At 61.4% G+C, this 20994-nt stretch carries 16 protein-coding genes; 11 read left to right on the top strand and 5 right to left on the bottom strand.

Going from position 1 to position 20994, the window contains the following annotated elements; translation table 11 throughout:
* Positions 1-9: 9 nt before the first annotated feature.
* From ACZ5DH_RS14255 to ACZ5DH_RS14240, 4 genes are all read right to left on the bottom strand, one after another.
* Positions 10-747, bottom strand: coding sequence for a sulfite exporter TauE/SafE family protein (locus tag ACZ5DH_RS14255; RefSeq protein WP_464254906.1), 738 nt, complete (start codon positions 745-747; stop codon positions 10-12).
* A gap of 9 nt (positions 748-756) precedes the next feature.
* Positions 757-1944, bottom strand: coding sequence for a CobD/CbiB family cobalamin biosynthesis protein (locus ACZ5DH_RS14250; protein WP_464254905.1), 1188 nt, complete (start codon positions 1942-1944; stop codon positions 757-759).
* The gene (locus tag ACZ5DH_RS14245) at positions 1941-2423 is read right to left on the bottom strand and encodes a tRNA (cytidine(34)-2'-O)-methyltransferase (protein ID WP_464254904.1); all 483 of its coding nucleotides are present in this window, start codon (positions 2421-2423) and stop codon (positions 1941-1943) included. Before ACZ5DH_RS14245 ends, ACZ5DH_RS14250 begins: the two co-directional genes overlap by 4 nt.
* Positions 2424-2735: 312 nt before the next feature.
* Positions 2736-4778 (bottom strand): hydantoinase/oxoprolinase family protein, encoded by a 2043-nt coding sequence (locus ACZ5DH_RS14240; RefSeq protein WP_464254903.1) that lies wholly within the window; start codon positions 4776-4778, stop codon positions 2736-2738.
* Positions 4779-5007: 229 nt separating this feature from the next.
* Between ACZ5DH_RS14240 and ACZ5DH_RS14235 the strand changes: the two genes are divergently transcribed.
* The 7 genes from ACZ5DH_RS14235 (at position 5008) to ACZ5DH_RS14205 (ending at position 13278) form a co-directional block, all read left to right on the top strand.
* On the top strand, positions 5008-5928 hold the full coding sequence (locus ACZ5DH_RS14235) for a branched-chain amino acid transaminase (protein WP_464254902.1): 921 nt from the start codon (positions 5008-5010) through the stop codon (positions 5926-5928).
* A 200-nt stretch (positions 5929-6128) separates the two neighbouring features.
* Entirely contained in the window at positions 6129-8318 is a 2190-nt protein-coding gene (gene dnaX / locus ACZ5DH_RS14230; RefSeq protein WP_464254901.1) for a DNA polymerase III subunit gamma/tau, read from the top strand.
* Positions 8319-8382: 64 nt separating this feature from the next.
* Positions 8383-8604: a DUF6485 family protein gene (locus ACZ5DH_RS14225; RefSeq protein WP_464254900.1), complete on the top strand. Its 222-nt coding sequence runs from the start codon at positions 8383-8385 to the stop codon at positions 8602-8604.
* Between the two features lie 258 nt (positions 8605-8862).
* Complete coding sequence (locus tag ACZ5DH_RS14220) at positions 8863-9174, top strand: YbaB/EbfC family nucleoid-associated protein (RefSeq protein ID WP_291303442.1); 312 nt, start codon at positions 8863-8865, stop codon at positions 9172-9174.
* Positions 9175-9178: 4 nt separating this feature from the next.
* Complete coding sequence (gene recR / locus ACZ5DH_RS14215) at positions 9179-9790, top strand: recombination mediator RecR (protein ID WP_464254899.1); 612 nt, start codon at positions 9179-9181, stop codon at positions 9788-9790.
* Positions 9791-10374: 584 nt separating this feature from the next.
* Entirely contained in the window at positions 10375-11214 is an 840-nt protein-coding gene (locus tag ACZ5DH_RS14210) for a ZIP family metal transporter (protein ID WP_464254898.1), read from the top strand.
* Positions 11215-11652: 438 nt separating this feature from the next.
* Positions 11653-13278: a methyl-accepting chemotaxis protein gene (locus ACZ5DH_RS14205; protein ID WP_464254897.1), complete on the top strand. Its 1626-nt coding sequence runs from the start codon at positions 11653-11655 to the stop codon at positions 13276-13278.
* Positions 13279-13839: 561 nt separating this feature from the next.
* Here the strand turns inward: ACZ5DH_RS14205 and ACZ5DH_RS14200 are convergent.
* Positions 13840-14679: a split-Soret cytochrome c gene (locus ACZ5DH_RS14200; protein ID WP_464254896.1), complete on the bottom strand. Its 840-nt coding sequence runs from the start codon at positions 14677-14679 to the stop codon at positions 13840-13842.
* Between the two features lie 309 nt (positions 14680-14988).
* On the opposite strand from ACZ5DH_RS14200, the gene dnaK reads away from it, so the two are divergent.
* The 4 genes from dnaK (at position 14989) to gatA (ending at position 20971) form a co-directional block, all read left to right on the top strand.
* Complete coding sequence (gene dnaK, locus ACZ5DH_RS14195) at positions 14989-16902, top strand: molecular chaperone DnaK (RefSeq protein ID WP_464254895.1); 1914 nt, start codon at positions 14989-14991, stop codon at positions 16900-16902.
* A gap of 265 nt (positions 16903-17167) precedes the next feature.
* On the top strand, positions 17168-18526 hold the full coding sequence (locus ACZ5DH_RS14190; RefSeq protein WP_464254894.1) for a penicillin-binding protein activator: 1359 nt from the start codon (positions 17168-17170) through the stop codon (positions 18524-18526).
* A 59-nt stretch (positions 18527-18585) separates the two neighbouring features.
* Complete coding sequence (gatC, locus tag ACZ5DH_RS14185; protein WP_464254893.1) at positions 18586-18882, top strand: Asp-tRNA(Asn)/Glu-tRNA(Gln) amidotransferase subunit GatC; 297 nt, start codon at positions 18586-18588, stop codon at positions 18880-18882.
* Positions 18883-19510: 628 nt separating this feature from the next.
* Positions 19511-20971: an Asp-tRNA(Asn)/Glu-tRNA(Gln) amidotransferase subunit GatA gene (gene gatA / locus ACZ5DH_RS14180; RefSeq protein ID WP_464254892.1), complete on the top strand. Its 1461-nt coding sequence runs from the start codon at positions 19511-19513 to the stop codon at positions 20969-20971.
* Positions 20972-20994 lie beyond the last annotated feature (23 nt).

The following is a 20994-nucleotide window of genomic DNA, read 5'->3' as shown; positions in this document are numbered from 1 at the left end:
TTTCCTACGTCAACTGAGCAACAGGCGCAAGAGCAAAAATAGCCCGAGTCCGCAGCACAGGCCGCCAATGACCTTGCGCAGCACTTCTGTGGGGATGCGCTTGGCCACGGCGATCCCCGCGAAGAGCCCCACAAGGGCCATAAGGCAGATATATGGCAGTATGGCAAAGTCCACATGGCCGTCGGCCACGTTGCCAATGGTGCCGAAAAGAGCCGTGGTCACCTGGTAGGGCATGGCAAGCCCCACCGCCACTATGGGTGAAACCCCGGCTATGATCATCCAGGGGATGGACACCACAGGGCCGCCAGCGCCAGTCAGGCCTGCCAGCAGGGCCGTTACGGCCCCGATGCAGAAAAACCCCTTGCCGCTCTGCCAGAATACGCTGCCGCTTCCCGGCTTGGGGGGCCGCAGGGCGCACAACCCGGCAAACATGATAATGCAGGCCAGCATGGCCACCAGGGGCCCGGCGGGCAGCATGGCGTTGAGCAGGGCTCCGGGCCAGGCAGCCAGACTGCCCGCCATGTAGGGCAGGGCCTTGTGCCAGTCGATATGCCCCAGGCGGCGGTACATGATCGTGCCCACCACACCCACTGGCAAAAATGACGCCAGGGCCGTGCCCATGGCCATGTGGGTTTCCTGCCCGCTGAACAGGATCAGGGCAGGAGGAATAAGTATGCCCCCGACCCCGGTTATGCCCACCAGAAAGCCCACCAGCAACGACACAAGATACAGAACGATTGTAAGCATTACAGAGCCTCAGAAAATAAGAAGGCACACAAGGGCCAGAGCCCACAGAACCAGACCGCCGTAAAGAGCACTTTGCCGCAAGAGGGAGCACAAGGCCAGCAGGCGGTGGGCGTCCCACATAGCGGAGGATGCGCCGGGATGGCCCTCATCCGGGGGAGGCCCGAGCCAGGGTTTATCAACCATTTCACCGAAATAGACGGAAGGCCCGGCCATACGCGCCCCGCAGAGCCAGGCGCAGGCCGTCATGGGCCACCCCGAATTGGGGCTGGGCATGCCCGAAGCCTGACGGGCCACCACGGACAGGCCTGGCCAGCGACCGGACCAGCGACCAGGGCAGCATGCTGCCCGGCATCCTGACAGGCGCGCGCACACCCATGCCATGGGCCAACGCATGAACCACGGCGCAACGCCGTCACGGCCGCCATCACGACCACCATTACGGCATGTCGCCTCAAGCCTTTGCCGCAGCATAAAAAGGACATGAACCAGTGCCGCGCTCAAGGCAGCAAGACGCGCGGGCACAAAGGCCAGCCCATCGTCGGCCCGCGCCCCGGCCCAGCCAAGCCAGCGCCACTTCTCCGTCTTGTAGCCCCACATGGAATCCGTGGTGCTCACGGCCTTGTAGCACCACAGGGCCACCGGCCCGCCCACCAGCAGCCAGAAAAACGGCGCGGTAAAGGCATCCGTAAGATTTTCAGAAAGCGTGTCGGCCAGGGTCTTGCGCATGAGCGGGCGATCCATGGCGCTGGTGTCGCGGCTCACCAGCCATGAAAGCGCTTCTCGGGCCTCGGTTTCCGGGGCCCCCTCCACCCTTTCCAGCACCAGATCGCCCGTTTGCAGCAGGCTGCCCATGGCAAGCCCGGCCCAGGCCAGATACACGGCCGCCAGCAGCCCCACTACGGGCAGAGACACCGCCGCCCATACCGCGAATCCCGTACAGGCAACGAGCCCCAGCAGGGCGAACGCCCCGGCCAGTCTGCCCCGGCTCCGCTCATACTCGGCCCCTGCCGTCAGCATAAAGCTCCGCGAAGGGCTTTCCAGCATATCCAGCAGCCTGCCCACAAGGCAGACAGGATGCCGCCAGGGCAAGGCGGGATCGCCAAGCCATAAATCCAGAACAAGGGCCACGGGAGCCAGCCACCAGCACTCCCATACGGACCAGGGAAAAACAAGCGCCAGCCCGTGGGGCAGGCTCACGTCCAGTTCTCCATAAGATTCGCCCTGGCCAGAGCCGCATACAGCACAATGCCCGCCGACGTGGACAGGTTGATGCTGCGTACGCGCCCTTCCAGCATGGGAATGCGCACGCGGTGCGGCGAAAGGGCCAGAATGGCCTGCGGCAAACCGCGCGTTTCAGGTCCGAAAACCAGAAAATCGTCAGGCTCAAAGGCAAAATGGTGCACCGCCGCGCTCGTCTCAGACGCCTTGGCCGAGGTGAACACCAGCCGCCCGCCCGCGCCGCCTGCGCCGGATGTTTCCGCAAAGGTTCGCCAGTCGGGCCAGACGTTCAGACGCACATTGGGCCAGTAGTCCAGCCCAGCGCGTTTGAGGTAGCGGTCTTCAAGCTTGAAGCCCAGGGGTTCAATCAGGTTGAGCGCCACGCCGGTGGCGGCGCAGAGCCGGGCGACATTGCCCGTATTGGGGGGAATTTCCGGTTCATAAAGAACTATCTGCATGGCATTCGCACTCGCGCCCGCCGGGCATGGCCCTCGGGTAAATTTCGTTGGAGCGCGATAGTATGGCGTATATGGATGCTTTTCAAGAGGCTGCTGGGACAGGAGGCCGCCAGTGCCCGCCGCCAGAGCCTAACAACTCCGCTTCAAAACAGAAAACACCCTGTATCACCCTAAAATACAATAAAAGTTTTAGGGGGTGGGGGCGTGGGGGAGGACCCTTTTCCAAAAGGGGTCCTCCCCCACAAAGCGTTTCAAACTTCAAATCTCAAAGTTCGACGCAGAAATAACTGGAGGCGCTCGTGACGACACTGTCTAGTCTGACACCAACCCTGCCAGGCCGGGCACAGCCTGACATACAACGCGCATGTCCCTGCTGCCGAAGCCATTGTCGTCCAGCGTGGCAAAGCTCTCGGCCTCGGTGATTTCCACGGCGGCCCCTTCCGCCCCTGCCTGCTCCAGCCTTTGGAGCAGAAGCTCCCTGGCCCGCTCGCCAAGGGCGTCAAGGCTGAATCCCTTGCGGACGCTTTCCGTCAGATCCAGCGCCGGAGCGCGCAAAATGCCGGAACCCGTGTCGGCGTAAACTTCCACAGCGTCGGTAGGCAGGGTAAGGGCCGCGCCCACGGCATTGGCCACAGCCGTATGGGGCGGACAGTCCACGGGCAGATCCAGGGCGGCGGCCAGATGCGGCCCCACGCAGGCCGCCGGGCCGCCCACCAGCCAGGCCCGTGAAGGACGCGCCTCCTGCAGGGCCCGCAGACCCGCCAACGTATATATGGGACGGGCGTTGACGGCCTCCGCCAGTTCCCCGGCGGCGCGGCGGATCTGGTCCAGGGCGTTGTCCACAGCCTTGCGGGCCAGAACGCGGGGCTCAAGGCCGCACCGCCGCGCCAGCGCCTCCATGCCGGACAGGGAGGCGCCCACGTTTCCGGCCAGTTCGCCCGCCATATCTTCGGCCGCGTTTCCGGCCAACTCGTCAGCCAGCCAACCCTGCGGTTCTTGAGCCGCAGGGCTGGCCGAAGCATCCCCCATTGCCGCGCCTGTTCCGGCCCCTGGCGCTTGCGGGGCGCTGTGCAGGGTATTGAGCGCGTCCAGCAGGGTCGGGCACGTGCCGCCAAAAGCCATGGCCGGCCCCTGACGCAGCGGCCCCACGCGCACGGACGCTCCATCCCCGTGCCCGTCAATGGACACAAGGGAATCTCCACCCACGCCGATGGAAACCGAAGCAAGGGCGCGCACCAGGGTTCGCCGCCCCTGAAGGATCATGCCCTCCCTGTCCACCACAGGGGAGCCGTCCACCGCCAGAGCCATGTCCGTGGTGGTGCCGCCCATGTCCAGCAGCAGGGCGCAGCCTTCACGGGCGGCAGGGCACAGGGCCAGCACGCCCATAACGCTGGCGGCCGGGCCGGAAAGAACCGACTGCACCGGCTCCCGCCGAGAAAGGCTCAGGGGCACCGCCCCGCCGTCAGCCTTGAGCAGACGCACGGCGGCGCGCACTCCGGCCGCTGCCAGCGCGCTTTCCACAGCGTCCAGAAAGCCGGAGTGCAGGCGCTGCACGGCGGCGTTGAAATAGGCCGTGGCGATGCGGCGGGGAAAATTGAGCCGCCCCGAAAGCTTGTGCCCCAGGGTGATGGAAAAGGATGCGCCAGTTGCTATAGTTGGCGCTACATTTGGCGCGGCATTTGACACGGCATTGGGGCTGTTCATGGCGGATGCGGCGCTCTCACGGTTCAGAGCCTGCGCCATCCTCTGCTCGTGGGCCGGATTGCGCGGCGAGAATTTGCCCACGCAGGCCACAGCGGTGATGCCTTCCGCGCTCCAGCGGGCAGCCTGGGCCTCAAGGCCGCTGACAGTGAGCGGGCTGACTTCCGTGCCCCTGTGGTCCAGCCCGCCGGGAACGACATACACATGCCGCCCCATGGCAAAACGCCGAGGATCAAGCCCCGGCCCGGCGGAAAGGGCAAGGGCCACAGTATCGGCCTTGTCCTGCACAAGAGCGTTGACCGCCAGCGTGGCCCCCAGTGTGACGCGGCTTACGCGCCCCAAAAGGGCCGTCCCTCCCAAGGCGCGGGCGGCGGCATCACCAGCCAGGACGCGGGCCAGGGCGTGCAGCACTTCGCGCACCGAAGCGGGCAGGTCATCGTGCTTTGTGCGCGTTTTGGCCGCAGCCAGCAGGCGCACGCGCGGCAGCCGCGCCGCCGGATCAGCCTGCGCCCGCTCCCGAGGTGAAGCCGCGCGGCCTTCAGATGCGTCCTGGTCCTGCACAAGAAGAACCGCGTCGGTATGGGTTCCTCCGGCATCTATGCCCAGCAAAAACACCTGCCCTGCGGACGCATTTGCACCATAATTCTGCTTCATTTCGTGTCATCCCTTTTGGGCCAAAAGGCCGGGGCCAGCATACGACATGCCTTGCCGCAGGGCCAGAGCTTTCCCCAGTACCCCGCGCAGGCTGTTTTGAAAGCCTGTGAAGCCCTGCCTACTGCTTGCCATACGCGACGCTTTACAGTAAATTTTTGCTCTTGCGGCCTCAGGCAGCCACGTGCGCCGCCGATGGGACCGCCCTACAAAGAGGCTTGCGGAGGACAGCATGCAAAAGATGAAGTACATCTGGGTTGATGGCAAAATGGTTCCCTGGGATCAGGCTCAGGTTCACGTGCTCACCCACGCTCTGCACTATGGCAGCGCCATTTTCGAGGGCATCCGGGCTTACGCCTGTGCCGACGGCAGTTCCGCCGTATTCCGCCTTGAAGACCATTGCAAGCGCATGCTCAACTCCGCCAAGATTCTACGCATGAACCTCCCCCTCACTGCCGAGGAACTGGTTGCCGCCTGTATCGAAACCCTCAAGGCCAACGAGTTGAAAGAAGGCTACGTGCGTCCGCTCTCCTTTGTGGGCCACGGCGAAATGGGCGTCTACCCCGGCAACAATCCGGTGCAGACCATTGTGGCCGTCTGGCCCTGGGGAGCCTACCTCGGCGCCGAAGCCCTTGAAAAGGGCATCCGTATCAAGACCAGCACCTTTGCCCGCAGCCATGTGAACACCAGCATGTCCAAGGCCAAGGCATCCGGCAACTATATCAACTCCATTCTCGCCAAGGTGGAAGCCAAGGACGAAGGCTATGACGAAGCCGTCATGCTGGACACCAACGGCTACGTTTCCGAGGCCACTGGCGAAAATATCTTTATCGTGCGCGACGGCGTCATCAAGACCACGCCCTGGACGTCCATTCTCGGCGGCATCACCCGTGACTCCGTCATGAAACTGGCCAGTGATCTCGGCTATGTGGTGGAAGAACAGCAGTTCACCCGCGATGAGCTGTATATCGCCGACGAGGCCTTCTTTACCGGCACCGCGGCTGAAATCACTCCCATCCGCGAACTGGACCGCCGCCAGATCGGCGTGGGGCACGCAGGCCCTGTGACCAAGCACCTGCAGACCGAGTACTTCAAGATCGTCAAGGGCGAAAACTCCAAGTACGCCAGCTGGCTGCACCACTATAACGTCTAGGGAAGCACTAATTAAAAAGCCTCCTGGAAACGCGCAGTTATTTTGTTTGGCAAGGCGCGATCTTTTTTTGAAACAGGAGTGGACTCTTCCGTCCTCGACTGTTTCAAAAAAAGTGTAGCAACGCCGCCAAACGAAATAAATCAGCGTTTCCCCAGGTATACCGGCGCGCCCGGCCCTGCCGGGCGCGCCCGCAAAAACACATGAAACATCTTTCCCTCGCATCGCGCTACCGCCCCCAGACCTTTGCCCAGGTGGCGGGACAGGACATGGTCAAGGCCGTCCTTTCCCGCGCCGCAGCCGAGGACAGGCCCGCCGCCGCCTATCTTCTGAGCGGCACTCGCGGCGTGGGCAAGACCACCATAGCCAGAATCTTCGCCAAGGCCCTCAACTGCGAGCACGCGCCCGGCCCGGAACCCTGCAATGAGTGCGCCCAGTGCCGCAAGATCACGCAGGGCATCCATGTGGACGTCACCGAAATCGACGGCGCCTCCAACAACAGCGTTGAAGACGCCCGCTCCCTGCGCGAAACCATCGGCTACGCCGCCATGGAAGGCCGCTACAAGGTCTTCATCATCGACGAAGCCCACATGCTCACGCGCAACGCCTTCAACGCCCTGCTCAAAACGCTGGAAGAGCCGCCGGAGCGCGTGGTCTTTATCTTCGCCACCACGGAAGCGCACAAATTTCCCATCACCATTGTGAGCCGCTGCCAGCATTTTGTTTTTCGCCATCTGGGCGAAGACGCGCTGGTGGAGCATCTTTCCGGCGTGCTGCGCAAGGAAGGCGTCAGCTTTGAAGAAAGCGCCGTGCGCCTGCTGGCCCGTCGGGCCGCTGGCAGCGTGCGCGACAGCATGTCCCTGCTGGATCAGACCCTGGCCCTCGGCGGGGCGGAACTGACGGCAGCCGCCACACGGCAGGTGCTCGGCCTGGCCGGGCAGGAAATGTTCGGCAATCTCTTTACGGCCCTGCACGCGCAGGACTGCGCGGCCGTGGCCGACCTCTGCGGCCAGATATTGCAGCAGGGCGTGGACATCGGCTTTTTCATCCGCGAACTGGCGGGCAACCTGCGCAATCTTTTTCTTTTGCGCCAGGGCGGCGAGGCCATGCTGCCGAGCCTGCGCCTGCCCGCTGACGAAGCCGCCCTGTGGCAGAGCATCGCGCCGCGTTTTTCCACCGCGCACCTGCACGCCGCATGGCAAATGACGCTCGATTCGCAGCGCGGCATTGTGCAAAGCCCGGAACCGGCGGCGGCCCTTGAACTCTTGCTGCTCAACCTGGCCATGCTGCCGCAACTGCTGCCCGTGGGACAATTGACGCCCGCGCAAATGACTGGCCAGGCTCCCGGACAGGCATCAAGCCAGAATTCAGGCCAGAATTCGGGCCAGACTTCGGGGCAAGCATCAGGCCCAACTTCAGGCCCAACTTCAGGCCCAACTTCAGGGCAGACATCAGGACAAGCATCAGAGCGGGCGTCAGCGCGGGCATCAGATCATGCGTCAGGCCAACCCGCGGGCCAGACGCAAGCCCCGGCGTCCCGCGCCGCCAGCCAGCAGCCTTCGGGCCAGCCCGCCGGGCTCGCGGCAGCCCAGCCGCCCCATGCCGGGGGCGAAGCCTCCCGCAACGGCTACTCCGCCCAGAACGCGGGCCGAAGCCCGTCGCGTCCGCGTGACGCGGCCACGGCTCCCGGCCCTGCCGCTGACGGGGAAGAGGCCGAAGCCTCTGATCCTGCCGCAGGCGGCCCTTCACAGAACAACGATTTTCGCACTGGCAACAGCAGCGCCTCAGGAGCGCCAGAAGGCGCGGCCCCCACGCCGAAAAAGCCCGCCGCCCCGGTGGAAGACGACGCCCCGTGGGGCGACGACGCTGACGGCGCATGGGGCGCTCCGCCCTATGCGGATGGGGATATTGACGATGACTCCGGGGCTGAGCCCTCCGGCGGGATTCCCTGGGCCGGTGCCGGTCCCGGCAGCGAAATTGCAATGCCAGCGGCCCCTGCGGCCAGACCAACGGCCGTTGCGCCCGGGCCGACGGGCGGCTCCAGCCGCAACTGGCAGGATTTTTATGAATTCTGCATTGCCGAGCAGGCAGCCGCGCGCCCCGCTCCCGCGCCGTATATCCTTCGCGGAATCGGCGTGCAATGGCAGGACGACACTCTACGGCTGCAACCGAGAACGGAAACCCAGCTGAACCAGCTTGAAAAACAGAGCAAAGCGCTGTATGCGGCATTGGCCGCGTTTGGCGCGGCGGATACGCGGATGGAAATCATCCCGCCGAAACCGCACCGGCCCGAAGCCGAGCTTATTGCGGAATTCAGCCGCAAAGAGGCGCTGCAACCCTGCCTTGAAGTACTTAACGCTTCAGTGAAGGGCTGCCGCCCCATAGAATCGTGATCTTGGCAGATATGGAACAGGCGGTCATCCTGCCTGTGGGCACACAAACAGCTCAGGAGACGGCATGAACAACATAAGCCCATTCTGTTCGTGCAAAAATATGGACTGCCCCCTGCATCCCACCAAACACGACAAAGGGTGTGCGCCATGTATCAGCAAAAACCTCAAGTTGCGGGAGATCCCCAACTGTTTTTTCGACCTGTTGCCGGGTTCGGAATCCAGAAGTGGAGATTTCTTTGAGGATTTTGCAAAGCAGGTTTTTTCTACCAGACCGGATAAAGGTTGAAATGCTGCGCGTTTCAGAACCGGCATCGGCCAAACGCGGGTTTCGGTGGAACCCATGAAATATTGCGACGGACGGCACGTCTACCCGTTGCGGGCATACTGACGTAAAAACCGTCAAAATGCCCTGAATTATCACGATGTTCAGCAGCCCGTCCGGCGAAACCCGGCAGCCTGCCCCTGCACAGCGGCAGCACCGCGCGCCCGGACATCCGCGCCACTATAGTAGGCCGTAACAACTTGAATATGTAAGGAGAGTCCCATGCGCAACATGAATGACATCCTGCGCCAGGCGCAGGTCATGCAGAATAAGATCGCCAAACTCCAGCAGGAACTGGGCGAACACAGCTATGAGGCCACCAGTGGCGGCGGCATGGTCAAGGCCGAGGTTTCCGGCAAGCAGGAACTGCGCAAGATCACCATTGATCCCAAGGCACTGGAAGGCGGCGATGTGGAAATGCTGCAGGACCTCATCCTTGCTGCCGTCAATGAGGCCGGGCGCATTGCCCGTGAAACCATGGACCGCGAAATGAGCAACATTTCCGGCGGCATCAAGCTGCCCGGTCTTTTCTAGGTCCATGAACAAACGCATTCCAGAACCGCTCAAGGCCCTGGTAGAGCAGCTCGCGCGTCTGCCGGGCCTTGGCCCCAAATCCGCCATGCGCGCGGCCATGGCGCTGCTCAAGTGGCCCGAGGCCGAAACGCGCCGTCTTGGCCGGGGCATTCACGACCTGCGTGACAATCTGCACCTGTGCTCGCGCTGCGGGGGCCTCTCGTCCACAGACCCCTGCCCGGTCTGCGCCGATGTCGAGCGCGCCCGGGACACGCTCTGCCTTGTCACCGAGTGGGACAGCATGCTGACCATTGACGAGGGTGGATTCTACAGGGGCCAATACATGATTCTGGGGGGCCTGCTGGCCCCGCTGGACCGCATGGACTCTGAAAGCCTTGATACCGACAGGCTGGTCCGCCGCCTTGAAGAAGGCGAAATTGCGGAGCTTATCCTGGCCCTTGGCGCCACCCTTGAGGCGGAGAACACGGCCACCTTCATACGACAGATGGTGTCCAAGCGTTTTCCGCAGGTGCGGATTTCGCGCCTCGCCCAGGGTATCCCGCTGGGAGCCGAGGTAAAGTATATGGACAGGGAAACCCTGCGGCAGTCCTTGCAGTACCGGCAGGATCTCACATAGCCTTGAGTGGAGTGCCTTTGAAAGCAGGCATTCCCAAAGGTTGCGGCGCGTGGATTGCGGCACGCGGGGCACAGCACCACGCCAGACCGGCACACGGCAGCGCTGCCTTTGAGACAGCCGTTGGCAACTGTGAGCCTTACGGATGGCGGCAGTGGTCGCATGGGACAAGCCGCGGCATTACGCATGCGGCCTTCTTGTGTGGACTCCTTGGGCACTGCGCAGAAAATATCCGCGGGGCCTGGAGGCAAAGGCTGAAGCCGCTGCCCCTGGATCGGAGTAACTTTGAAATGCTTCACAGTTCAATTTGCCATTCTGCCGAAAATGCGCTTTCCGGCAGAATTCGCGCCACGTTGCGGCGTCAGGCGGAGACCTCTCACGCTGCCCGGATATTCCTGCGGCAGCCGCTTGCGGCGGACGAACATTACAGATGGCGGCAGCATCGCTGGTGACGACGCCATGGCAAAATTGCCCTGGCGAAATCGCTCAGAAAGAATCGCCTTGGCATCCCCGGATTTTCACGCGCGACGGCGTTCGCCCGCCGCGTCCCCTGCCAAAAATATCTTTTCGACAACCGGGAGGTCCAGATGGAACTGGCCAGCTCTTCCGCTCAATCCCTTATTCTGCATCCCTTGGCGCAAGCCCTTGTGGCGGGCATACTCTCCTGGCTTTCGGTAACACTGGGGGCCGCCTTTATTTTCACCCGCCGTGAATTTTCGCGTAAGGCCATGGACTGTCTTCTCGGCGCGGCTGGCGGCATGATGTTGGGCGCGGCGTTCCTGGGCCTTTTGCAACCCGCAATGGAAATGGCCGGGCATATGGGCCGCCTTGGTTTTATACCTGTGGTTTTCGGCCTTATGCTGGGTGCGGCCTTTCTTCTGCTGCTTGACCGCGCCCTGCCACACCTGCACCTGGTTCAGGGCACCACCGAGGGCATTTCCACCCGCTGGAGGCGTAGCGTGCTTCTGGTGACGGCCATGGCCCTGCACCACATCCCCGAGGGGCTTGCCATCGGCGTGGGCTATGGCGCGGCCGCTGCTGAAAACGCCATGCTCGGCAACATTGAAAGCCTCGGCATGAGTACGGCCCTGGTACTCACCGTATCCATCATGCTGCAAAACCTGCCCGAGGGCATGGTTGTGTCCACCGCGTTGCGGGCTGAAGGCTATACGGCCAAAAAATCCTTTTTCTACGGCATGCTTTCCGGCGTTACCGCGCCCATCGGGGCTGTGCCCGGGGCTCTGGCCGCAGGCGTGACCGCGGGCATACTGCCCGTGGCCCTGGCCTTTGCCGCGGGAGCCATGATTTATGTGGTCTTTGAAGAAGTCATTCCTGAGGCCAATGCCTCCGGCAACGGCAACGCCGCTTCCGTTTCCTGTATTTGCGGGGTCTGTCTGGTCATGGCGCTGACAACGCTTCTTGGTTAGAGCCCTACTTGTTTTTAATACAAAAACTCATGTTCGCAAATGACAAGCTATAAATGTTTTTTGGGCATGTCCGATAGCATCAATATGCGCGCGGCAAAAAAATTGTTTATCTGTCAAGCTATGCGTTTTTGACACTTGCGGCCACTGCTCTTTTACCCTACTTTCAGACAAACCATATTTTATTCAATAGCCGAATGTTCGCGCGAAACACAGGTCTCCGGGTTTGTGGCCTCTCGCACGGCGAAGGAGAGGCAGGCATGCGGGAAGTCAAACTTTAACTGTAGTTCCGGGTACAAAAAACTCTCTGGTAATGGGGCAACATTACAGTTCGGGCTGAATCGGTGGACAGCCCGTACGACATAACACCGCTTCACAGGCGCCACTGACCTTTCCTCCACAACCTGTGACTCCGGTAACGGGCACTCAAGGATAGACCGTATGAATCTTACCCTCAGCCTTCGCATGATCATCTTTTTCATTATAAGCCTTGTCCTGGCCTGTACCGCCATGCTTGCGAGCTTCAAGCTGGTTTTGGGTGACGGCTTTTCTTCGCCGCAACTGTGGAAAGCGCTGCTCGGCGGCATGGCTGTGGTTGCGCTCATCGGCGCGGTTGGAGCCCTGCTTATCAACAATTGGCTTTCACCCATAAGAAAATGCGTGCTGTTCGCCGAAGCCATCTCCTCCGGACACGAAGACGCCAAGCTTGATGTGTACCGCACAGACTGTCTCGGCCACCTGGCCGAATCCCTGCGCATTATGGTGTCAAAGCTTGAGGATCAGACCCACTGGTACGAGAGCATACTCAATACCCTGCCCCTGTCCGTTTCCGTCACGGACAACGACATGGTCTGGACGTTCTGTAATGCCAATGCCCTCGGAAGCATGCAAAAAACCTGTCAGTCAGACGTGGTGGGCAAGCACTGCTCTGAAAAGCAGGGCAACATCTGCAACACGCCCGAATGTGGCATTGAGCAGCTCCGCCTTGGCAACAAGAGGGTCATCAATCACATGCCCAACGGCAAGACCATGCAGATCATGCTGGACTACCTGAAGGACTCGCAGGGCAGAACAGTGGGTCATGTGGAAATAGGCGAAGACATTACTGAAAAAGTGCTTCTTGAAAAAAAGGCAGCCGCCGCCGCGCATCAGGCCAGAATGTCCACCGTGACGCAGCTTGAGGACGTGGTTTCGCATCTGCAAAAGGCGGCCGACACCCTCAACGCCTCGCTGGGTGATGTGCGCGACAAGGCCGGCATAGCCGCAGACCGCATGGCTGAAACCGCCACGGCCATGAACGAGATGAACGCCACGGTTCTTGAAGTGGCCCACAACGCCGAAGGCGCGGCGGAAGCCGCCACCTCGGTGCAGGGGCATGCTCAGGACGGCGCGGGCATAGTGCTGCGCACCATACAGCGCATGCAGAGCGTGCAGCAGCAGTCCAGCGGGCTCAAGGGCGACATGGCTGATCTGGACAAGCAGGCCAAGGACATCGGCACGGTGCTCACGCTCATCCGCGACATTGCCGACCAGACCAACCTGCTGGCGCTCAACGCCGCCATTGAGGCTGCCCGCGCAGGCGAGGCCGGACGCGGCTTTGCCGTGGTGGCCGACGAAGTGCGCAAGCTGGCTGAAAAAACCATGAGCGCCACCCGCGAGGTGGAAACCGCCATTGCCACCATTCAGGAAGGCACCGGCAAAAGTTCCACCACTGTGGACAGCACCGTGACTTCCATTGAAGAGGTCGGTCGAATGGCCGAAGAATCCGGCCAGTCGCTGGAGCGCATCTCAAACCTCGCTGGCGACTCCAGTTCGCGCGTTTCGGCCATTGCCGCCGCAGCTACGGAACAGTCCGCCGCCTCTGAAGAAATCAACCGCAACATCGCTGAAGTAAACACCCTGAGCGCCCACATCGCCGGGGCCATGGACCTGGCCGCGCGTCAGGTCAGCGACATGGCCGGGCAGGTCAATGTTGTTACGGGCATCCTGGACGTCATCCGCCAGGAAGACAAGCAACAGACCCTCGCCGAAGAGGCGGAATCAAAAACGCATGCCGTCCGAGTATAACAGGCCGCGTCGCAGAACGGCCCACACTTGACGTCAGACCGCACTTTACGCGCGCAAATCCGGGCCATAAGCCCACGAGCAACATCCGCCGGTGATTTCCAGTGGATGTTGCTCGTTTTTTCAGGCCAAAACCATTTTTCTCCCCGCCTTTCAGCGCGATTGCGACCAAAAGGACAACCACTATGATGTGAATTTCATCCTATGTTCGGATTGCACCGCGCTCAGCGGAAATCTTCATGGTGCAGGGGCGTTATGTGAAGAACAGCTCCATGCCGCCGCGCTCATGACAGCAGCGTATCTTGACGAATATCCATACGAAGGGCGGCCTTTCCACACGGAAAGGCCGCCCCATGTCAACTTGTCAGGGCCGTTTGCCGACGCCCTTGACCATCAATCCATCATCCCGGCACCGCGCCAGAGCATTTTAACTTTAAAAAAGTGTATGCTCTAACGCTACACGAGAGTGCAGCGCGCCACAACGTGGCGTGGATTCAGCCGCAAATCGCATTTTTCGGCTGAATGAAAACTTTGAAATGTGAAACATTTCAAAGTCAATCTGCTCTAGGGATGGTTCACAAACTTGTTCTGCGTGGCGGACACGCCGCTGTGGCAGGGGGTGCAGTCCATGACGCCCTTGGCCCAGTTGGCATCGTTGCCCTTGGTCATATGGCACTCGCCACAATAGGTCACGGACTTCTGAATGGGGAAGCTGCTCTTGAAATCCTTGCCCTGCTCGATCTTGGCATTGATGATTTCCGCGGCCTTGAAAGCGGTGTCCGCGGTGAGACGGCCGCAACGCTCGCTACGCTGCTTGCTGTCGGCCTCAATCTTGTTTTCATAACACCACTTGGATACGGAAATGTGGCAGAGCACGGAATCCGAACTGCTCATGGGCTGCTCGCCCTTGAAGCCCTGGGCCGCGTCGCCGGGATTATACACGGGCAGCTTGGTGACTTCGTACCAGCGGAACAGCTCGTTCACCATGGGGCGCACTTCTTTGCGGCTCCAGAACAGCGAAAAGCTGGACGCGGCTCCGTAAAGAGCGCCGCAAATGGTGCCCCAATCGGAAATGCCGCCCTTGTTGGCCTCAAGCATGGCAAAGGGAAACTGATTGTACGGCGCGCCGTATTTTTCGCCCATCAGGCCGACAATACTGTAAAACGTGCCAAAACCACAGCCGAAACCCTTATGCCAGTAGCCTTCATAAGCCACCTTTGCGCATTCCTGGGGGTCGAGTTTGTGGGGCGTCCAACCAAAGGCTCCTCCAACCTGGTCAAAGCGGCCCACGGCCTGCTGCGTCTGCCCAGCAGCATTGGCCTCAGCACCGCCCAATCCGAGCATAGCTCCGCCCACTGCGAGCCCGCCAAGGCCGCAGATAAGATCACGTCTGCCGATGTTCACTTTACTCCTCCTGGTTATGTGTCTGCCGTGACACGGTTAAGTTAATTAATTCACTACCAATATTGAGAAAGAAAGGTCAAATACAAAAAAGGGGGTAAAAACGCCTCCTCCGGCTTCCCGAGCGCATACTTTTTATTGTTTTTTTTCGGTAATGCTCTGGACGACCCGCCAGAAGGACTTACATATACCTCGCAGTTGGTTAGCCATCTGCCAGAATTTGTCGCGCGCGCCGTTCTGCGCGGCCCAGAGGGCGACCCGGTCGCTGCGCGAAACTACAAGAGAAAAGCTTTCCCCGAGGAGGATCACCATATGTCCAAAATTATCGGTATTGACCTGGGTACCACCAACTCCTGCGTTTACGTCATGGAGGGCAAGGACCCCAAATGCATCACCAATCCTGAAGGCGGCCGCACCACCCCTTCCGTGGTGGCTTTTACGGATAAGGAACGCCTTGTGGGCGATATTGCCAAGCGCCAGGCCGTTACCAACCCCACGCGCACCATTTTCGCCATCAAGCGTCTGATGGGCCGCAAATTTGACAGCCCCGAAGTTGACCGCTGGAAGGAACACAGCCCCTACGCCATTGTCAAAGCTCCCAATGCCGACGCGGGCGTTGAGGTGGACGGCCGTACCTACAGCGCGCCTGAAATTTCGGCCATGATCCTGGCCAAGCTGAAGGCCGACGCTGAAGCCTACCTGGGTGAAACAGTTACCGAAGCCGTCATCACGGTTCCGGCCTACTTCAATGACGCCCAGCGTCAGGCCACCAAGGACGCGGGCCGTATCGCCGGGCTTGAAGTAAAGCGCATCATCAACGAGCCCACGGCCGCCTCGCTGGCCTACGGCGCGGACAAGAAGGCCAACGAAAAAATCGCGGTCTTCGACCTTGGCGGCGGCACGTTTGATATTTCCATTCTGGAAGTGGGCGACAACGTTGTTGAAGTGCGCGCCACCAATGGCGACACCTTCCTGGGCGGCGAAGACTTCGACCAGCGCGTCATCAACTTCCTGGTGGAAGAGTTCAAGAAAGAGAACGGAATTGACCTGTCCAAGGACAGCATGGCCCTGCAACGCCTGAAGGAAGCCGCCGAAAAGGCCAAGAAAGACCTTTCCACCTCTATGGAAACCGAGGTCAATCTGCCCTTTATCACGGCTGACCAGAACGGCCCCAAGCACATGCTCATGAAGATCAGCCGCGCCAAGCTGGAATCCCTTGTGGGCGACCTCGTGGACAGCACCATCGAGCCCTGCAAGAAGGCCCTGGCCGACGCCGGCATGTCCGCCAACCAGATCGACGAAGTCATCCTCGTGGGCGGCATGACCCGTATGCCCCTTGTGCAGCAGGTTGTGGGCAAGTTCTTTGGCAAGGAGCCCAACCGCTCCGTCAACCCTGACGAAGTGGTCGCCATGGGCGCCGCCATCCAGGGCGGCATCCTCAGCGGCGACGTGAAGGACGTGCTGCTGCTCGACGTGACCCCGCTTTCCCTCGGCATTGAAACCATGGGCAGCGTGTTCACCAAGCTTATCGAGCGCAACACCACCATCCCCACGCGCAAAAGCCAGGTCTTTACGACGGCTTCGGACAATCAGCCCTCGGTGTCCATCCACGTGCTCCAGGGTGAACGGCCCATGGCCAACGACAACATGACCCTGGCCCGCTTTGACCTTACGGGCATTCCCCCGGCGCCCCGCGGCGTGCCGCAGATCGAAGTGTCTTTTGACATCGACGCCAACGGCATCGTCAACGTGTCCGCCAAGGACATGGGCACCGGCAAGGAACAGTCCATCAAGATCACGGCTTCTTCCGGCCTGTCCGAAGACGACATCCAGAAGCTGGTGCGCGAGGCTGAAACCCACGCCGATGAAGACAAGAAGAAGCAGGAGCTTATTGAAGCCCGCAACCATGCCGACAGCCTCATTTACGGTACCGAAAAGTCCCTGGCCGACCTGGGCGACAAGGCTGACGCCGCTGTAAAGAGCGATATTGAAACCAAGATGGCCGACCTGCGCAAGCTGATGGAAGGCGAAGACGCCGCTGCCATCAAGACCGCCACGGACGAGCTCGCCAAGGCCTCCCACAAGCTGGCCGAACAGCTCTACCAGCAGCAGGCCCAGCAGGCGGGCGGCCAGCCCGGCCCGCAGCCGGGTGCGGCTGAAGGCCAGTCTCACGGCAATGCCGGTGACGACGTGGTGGACGCCGACTACACCGAAGTGAAGAAATAAGCACGCCAGGAGCAGCTGGCAGCAGAGTTGCCCAAGGTTTACTTTCCGGTTACGGCTGCGGGCGCTTGCGCCCGCGCCCACCGGCGGACGAGCGGCCCACCGGCCTGACGGCGGGGCGGCCACCGCCCGGACTTGGGTGAACGCAGGTGAACTTGCCTCAATGCCTCCACTGTACTAAAAAGGTCTGGCTCCCTGTGAGCCAGACCTTTTGCTTTTCGCGGGCATGACAAGCGCCCGTGTAATACCTATCCTGTCGGAGGATACAGTGCGTACATCCACGACGTATTGCCGCGCCCTCGCGCGCCTGACGCTTGGCCTTCTGACGCTTGTGCTGCTCGGCAGCCTCAGCGCCTGCAAGATGCCTTTCAGCGGGCAGGACGCCCCTGTGGCCCCAGCCAAGCCGGTTGTCGCCCCCGGAACCTGTGTGGCTTTGGCTTTGCCCTCTTCAGGGCCGTATGCGCCCATTGGGAGCAAGATCCGTCAGGGCGCCCAGATGGCCCAGAAGGAAATGGCTGCCAATGGCGTCAACATGCGCCTTGAAATAATCAATACATCCGCTGCTGACTGGCTGCAAAAGCTCAAGGCCCTGCCGCCGTCCTGCACCGTGGTGGGCGGCCCCCTTCAGGCCTCCAACTACGCCCAGGCCCGCAACGCGGGCGTCACGACCGAACGCGCGCTCTTCACTTTTCTGCCGTCCCTTGAGCAGGGCGACGAAGGCACGCGCGCCTGGCGCTTTTTCCCCAGTCCCCAGGACCAGATCGATGCCCTCATCGGCTTTGCCTCTGACGACCTGAACATACGCAGCTACGGGGCCTTCTATCCCAGCGACGCTTACGGCGCGCGCATGACGGGCCTTCTGGAGCAGAGCCTCTACAAGCGCAATATGGCTCTGCAAAAGGCCTCATACAATCCGGGAGACTCCACATCATGGAGTGCCGCTGTTGCGCCGCTCATCAACGCCAAGACGCCCGAGGGCAGCAGCACGCCCGTGCCGCAGACGGCCTTTGAAGCCCTGTTTCTTCCCGATTCGTGGAAGAATATGGAAATGCTGACCACAAGCCTGCTCTATAATGGCGAAGACCGTCTGGTGCTGCTCGGCACCACGCTGTGGGAGCAGGGGCTCTCCGGCAAGGTGGTGAACATGCCTGAAAAATATGCTCTCGCGGTCTTTCCCGCCGCCTGGAACCCTGCCCGCGCCCCGCGCGCCCTGCAAGCGCCGGGCTTGGACTTCTGGACGGCCCTTGGCTATGATTTCACCCGCTTTGCCGTGAGCCTCGGCCTCAATACGCGCCTCAGCTCGCCGGAAATAACCGCTCGCGTGCAGCGCGCCTCGCAGATGGTCTGGGGCATGGCTCCCATCACCTGGGACAACGCCGGTGTGGCCCACCAGAAGCTCTTCATCTTCGGCGTGTCGCCCACAGGCATGGTGCCCGTTGTTCTGGAAGACTTCCGCCAGACCCACAGCAATATCCTGCAACAGTCCGCGCTGCGCATGCAGGGCCTGCCCCCTGTGGACGCGACGGGCAATCCCGTTACGCCGGGCGCGGGGCAACAGCCCACGCTCCAGCCCATCGGCACCACGCCGCGTCCCTCGTACAAGCTCAGTCTGCCCTCACACCTCTAGAACACCATCGTTGGCCCGGCGAGCGGCAATTGCCGCCGGGCCGGACAAAGGACTTCATAATGGCAGAGAATAAAGGCATCGGTTCAAAAGAAGTGGCCCACATGGCCGAACTTTCACGGCTCAGTCTGAGCGGGCAGGAGCAGGAGCTTTTTGCCCGGCAACTGGGCGACATCCTTGGCTATATGGATGTGCTCGCCAAGGTGGACACCAGCGCCGTTGAACCCCTGTACAGCCCGGCGCAGCATACATCCGCCGTGCGTGAAGACGTGGCCGCCCATGTGCGCACCCGTCAGGAAGTGCTTGCCAATGCCCCCGAGGCTGACGGCGAATACTTCATGGTGCCGCGCATCGTTTAGAGCAGATTAACTTTGAGAATGTACATTTTCAAAGTTTAAGATACGCTCGCTTCGGTGCTTAACCGCGCAGATAAACTGCGCTTACACCTCTGCGGCGGGCGTCTGCTTCCGCACCCGCCAGAGCAATTTCAAAGTGAAATTGCTCTAGGGAAACGCGGATTTATTCCGTTTGGCGTCGTTGCTTCACTTTTTTTGAAACAGTCGAGGACGGAAGAGTCCACTCCTGCTTCAAAAAAAGATCGCGCCTTGCCAAACGAAATAACTGCGCGCTTCCAAGAGGCTCTTTAATCAGAGCGTTCCTGGAGCATTTAACACGTTAAATGCTCGAGCACGGCGGGTAAAAACCTGCCTGCTCGCATTTCGTGGCAAGGATTTTCAGAAAAATCCTTGCAGAGCAGTTAACTCGTTTCACTCGTGAACTGCTCCAGGCGAATTGTCGTTGAGAACGGCCATTCGCAACATTTACGGCACGGCAGTTACGGCAGCCGGGCACGCCGTCGCAGCGTCGTCTGCCCCTGGCAGCCCGCATGGCAAGATTGCCCGAAAGCCCCGCTCCCGGAGCATGCGTACTCCCGGAGGCCTGTTTGTATTCGCGCAAATACCGTAAGCGGAACACTTGAGAATACCCATGACCGACATCTGCTCCCTCTCCCTCACGGCTGTGGCCCAGGCACTGCAAAAAAAAGAACTGAGCGCCGAGCAAGTGGCCGCCGCCTGCCTTGACCGCGTGGCCGCCACTGAGCCCGCACTGGCCGCCCTGCTGCATGTGGACGCCGAAAACGCCCTGGCAACGGCCGCCGCCCTGGACAAGGCGGGCCCCGACGCCTCGCGCCCCCTGTGGGGCGTGCCTGTCACGGTTAAAGACGCCCTTTCCACCAGGGGCATGCCCACCACCTCCGGCTCGCGCATACTGGAAGGCTACACCCCCTTTTACGATGCCTTTGTGGTGCAAAAACTACGTGAAGCCGGAGCCGTCATTCTGGGCAAGGCCAATATGGACGAATTCGCCATGGGCTCCAGCACGGAAAACTCGGCCTACCAGACAACCCGCAACCCCTGGAACGTCAACAAGGTTCCCGGCGGCTCCAGCGGCGGCTCCGCAGCCTCGGTGGCCGCCGGCCAGTGCTTTGCCTCGCTGGGAACGGACACGGGCGGCTCCATTCGTCAGCCCGCCGCGTTCTGCGGCTGCGTGGGCCTCAAGCCCACCTATGGCCGCGTTTCACGCTACGGCGTGATCGCCTACGGCTCGTCCCTGGATCAGGTGGGTCCGCTGACCCGCAACGTTGCCGACTGCGCGCGCGTTCTTGCCGCCATTGCCGGGCCGGACGCCCGCGACAACACCTGCGATCCGCGCCCCGCTGAAGACTACACGGCCGCGCTTGACAGCCGCCCCCTCAAGGTCGCGCGCCTGGGCGTTCCCCGCGAGTTTTACGGCAAAGGGCTGTCCGCGGAAGTCCGTGCGGCCTGCGAAACCGCCATGCAGACAGCCAGGGACAACGGCGCTGAACTTGTGGAAGTGGGCCTGCCCCATACGGATGCGGCCATTGCCACCTACTATATCATCGCCATGGCCGAAGCCAGTTCCAACCTGGCCCGTTTTGACGGCGTCCGCTTCGGGCACCGCGCCGCTGACGTCAAAAACCTTGAAGAACTCTATGTGCGCAGCCGCACCGAGGGATTTGGACAGGAAGTCAAACGCCGCATCATGCTGGGAGCCTACGTGCTTTCCTCCGGCTACTACGACGCCTATTACCGCAAGGCCGCCCAGGTGCGCCGCCTTATCCGCGACGAACTGCTGGCAGCCCTTGAACAGTGCGATGCGCTGCTGGCCCCCGTGTCGCCCGTCACCGCCAGCGACCTTGGCAGCAATACGGCGGATCCGCTGGAGATCTACCTCATGGACGCCTACACCCTGTCCCTGAACCTGGCGGGCCTGCCCGGCCTTTCACTGCCGGTGGGCCTTGGCGCGGAAAGCCGCATGCCCGTGGGCATGCAACTCATCGGCAGGCCCTTTGCCGAAGCGCGGTTGCTGGCCCTTGGGCACAGCCTGGAACAGACCCTGCCAGCCATTGGCGGCCCCAGGCTGTAACGGCCAATCGCACTGAAAAAAAT

The sequence above is a fragment of the Desulfovibrio simplex genome, from assembly GCF_055387835.1.
Note: the sequence above shows the minus strand (reverse complement) of the source record. Positions and strands in the feature narration are given on the sequence as shown.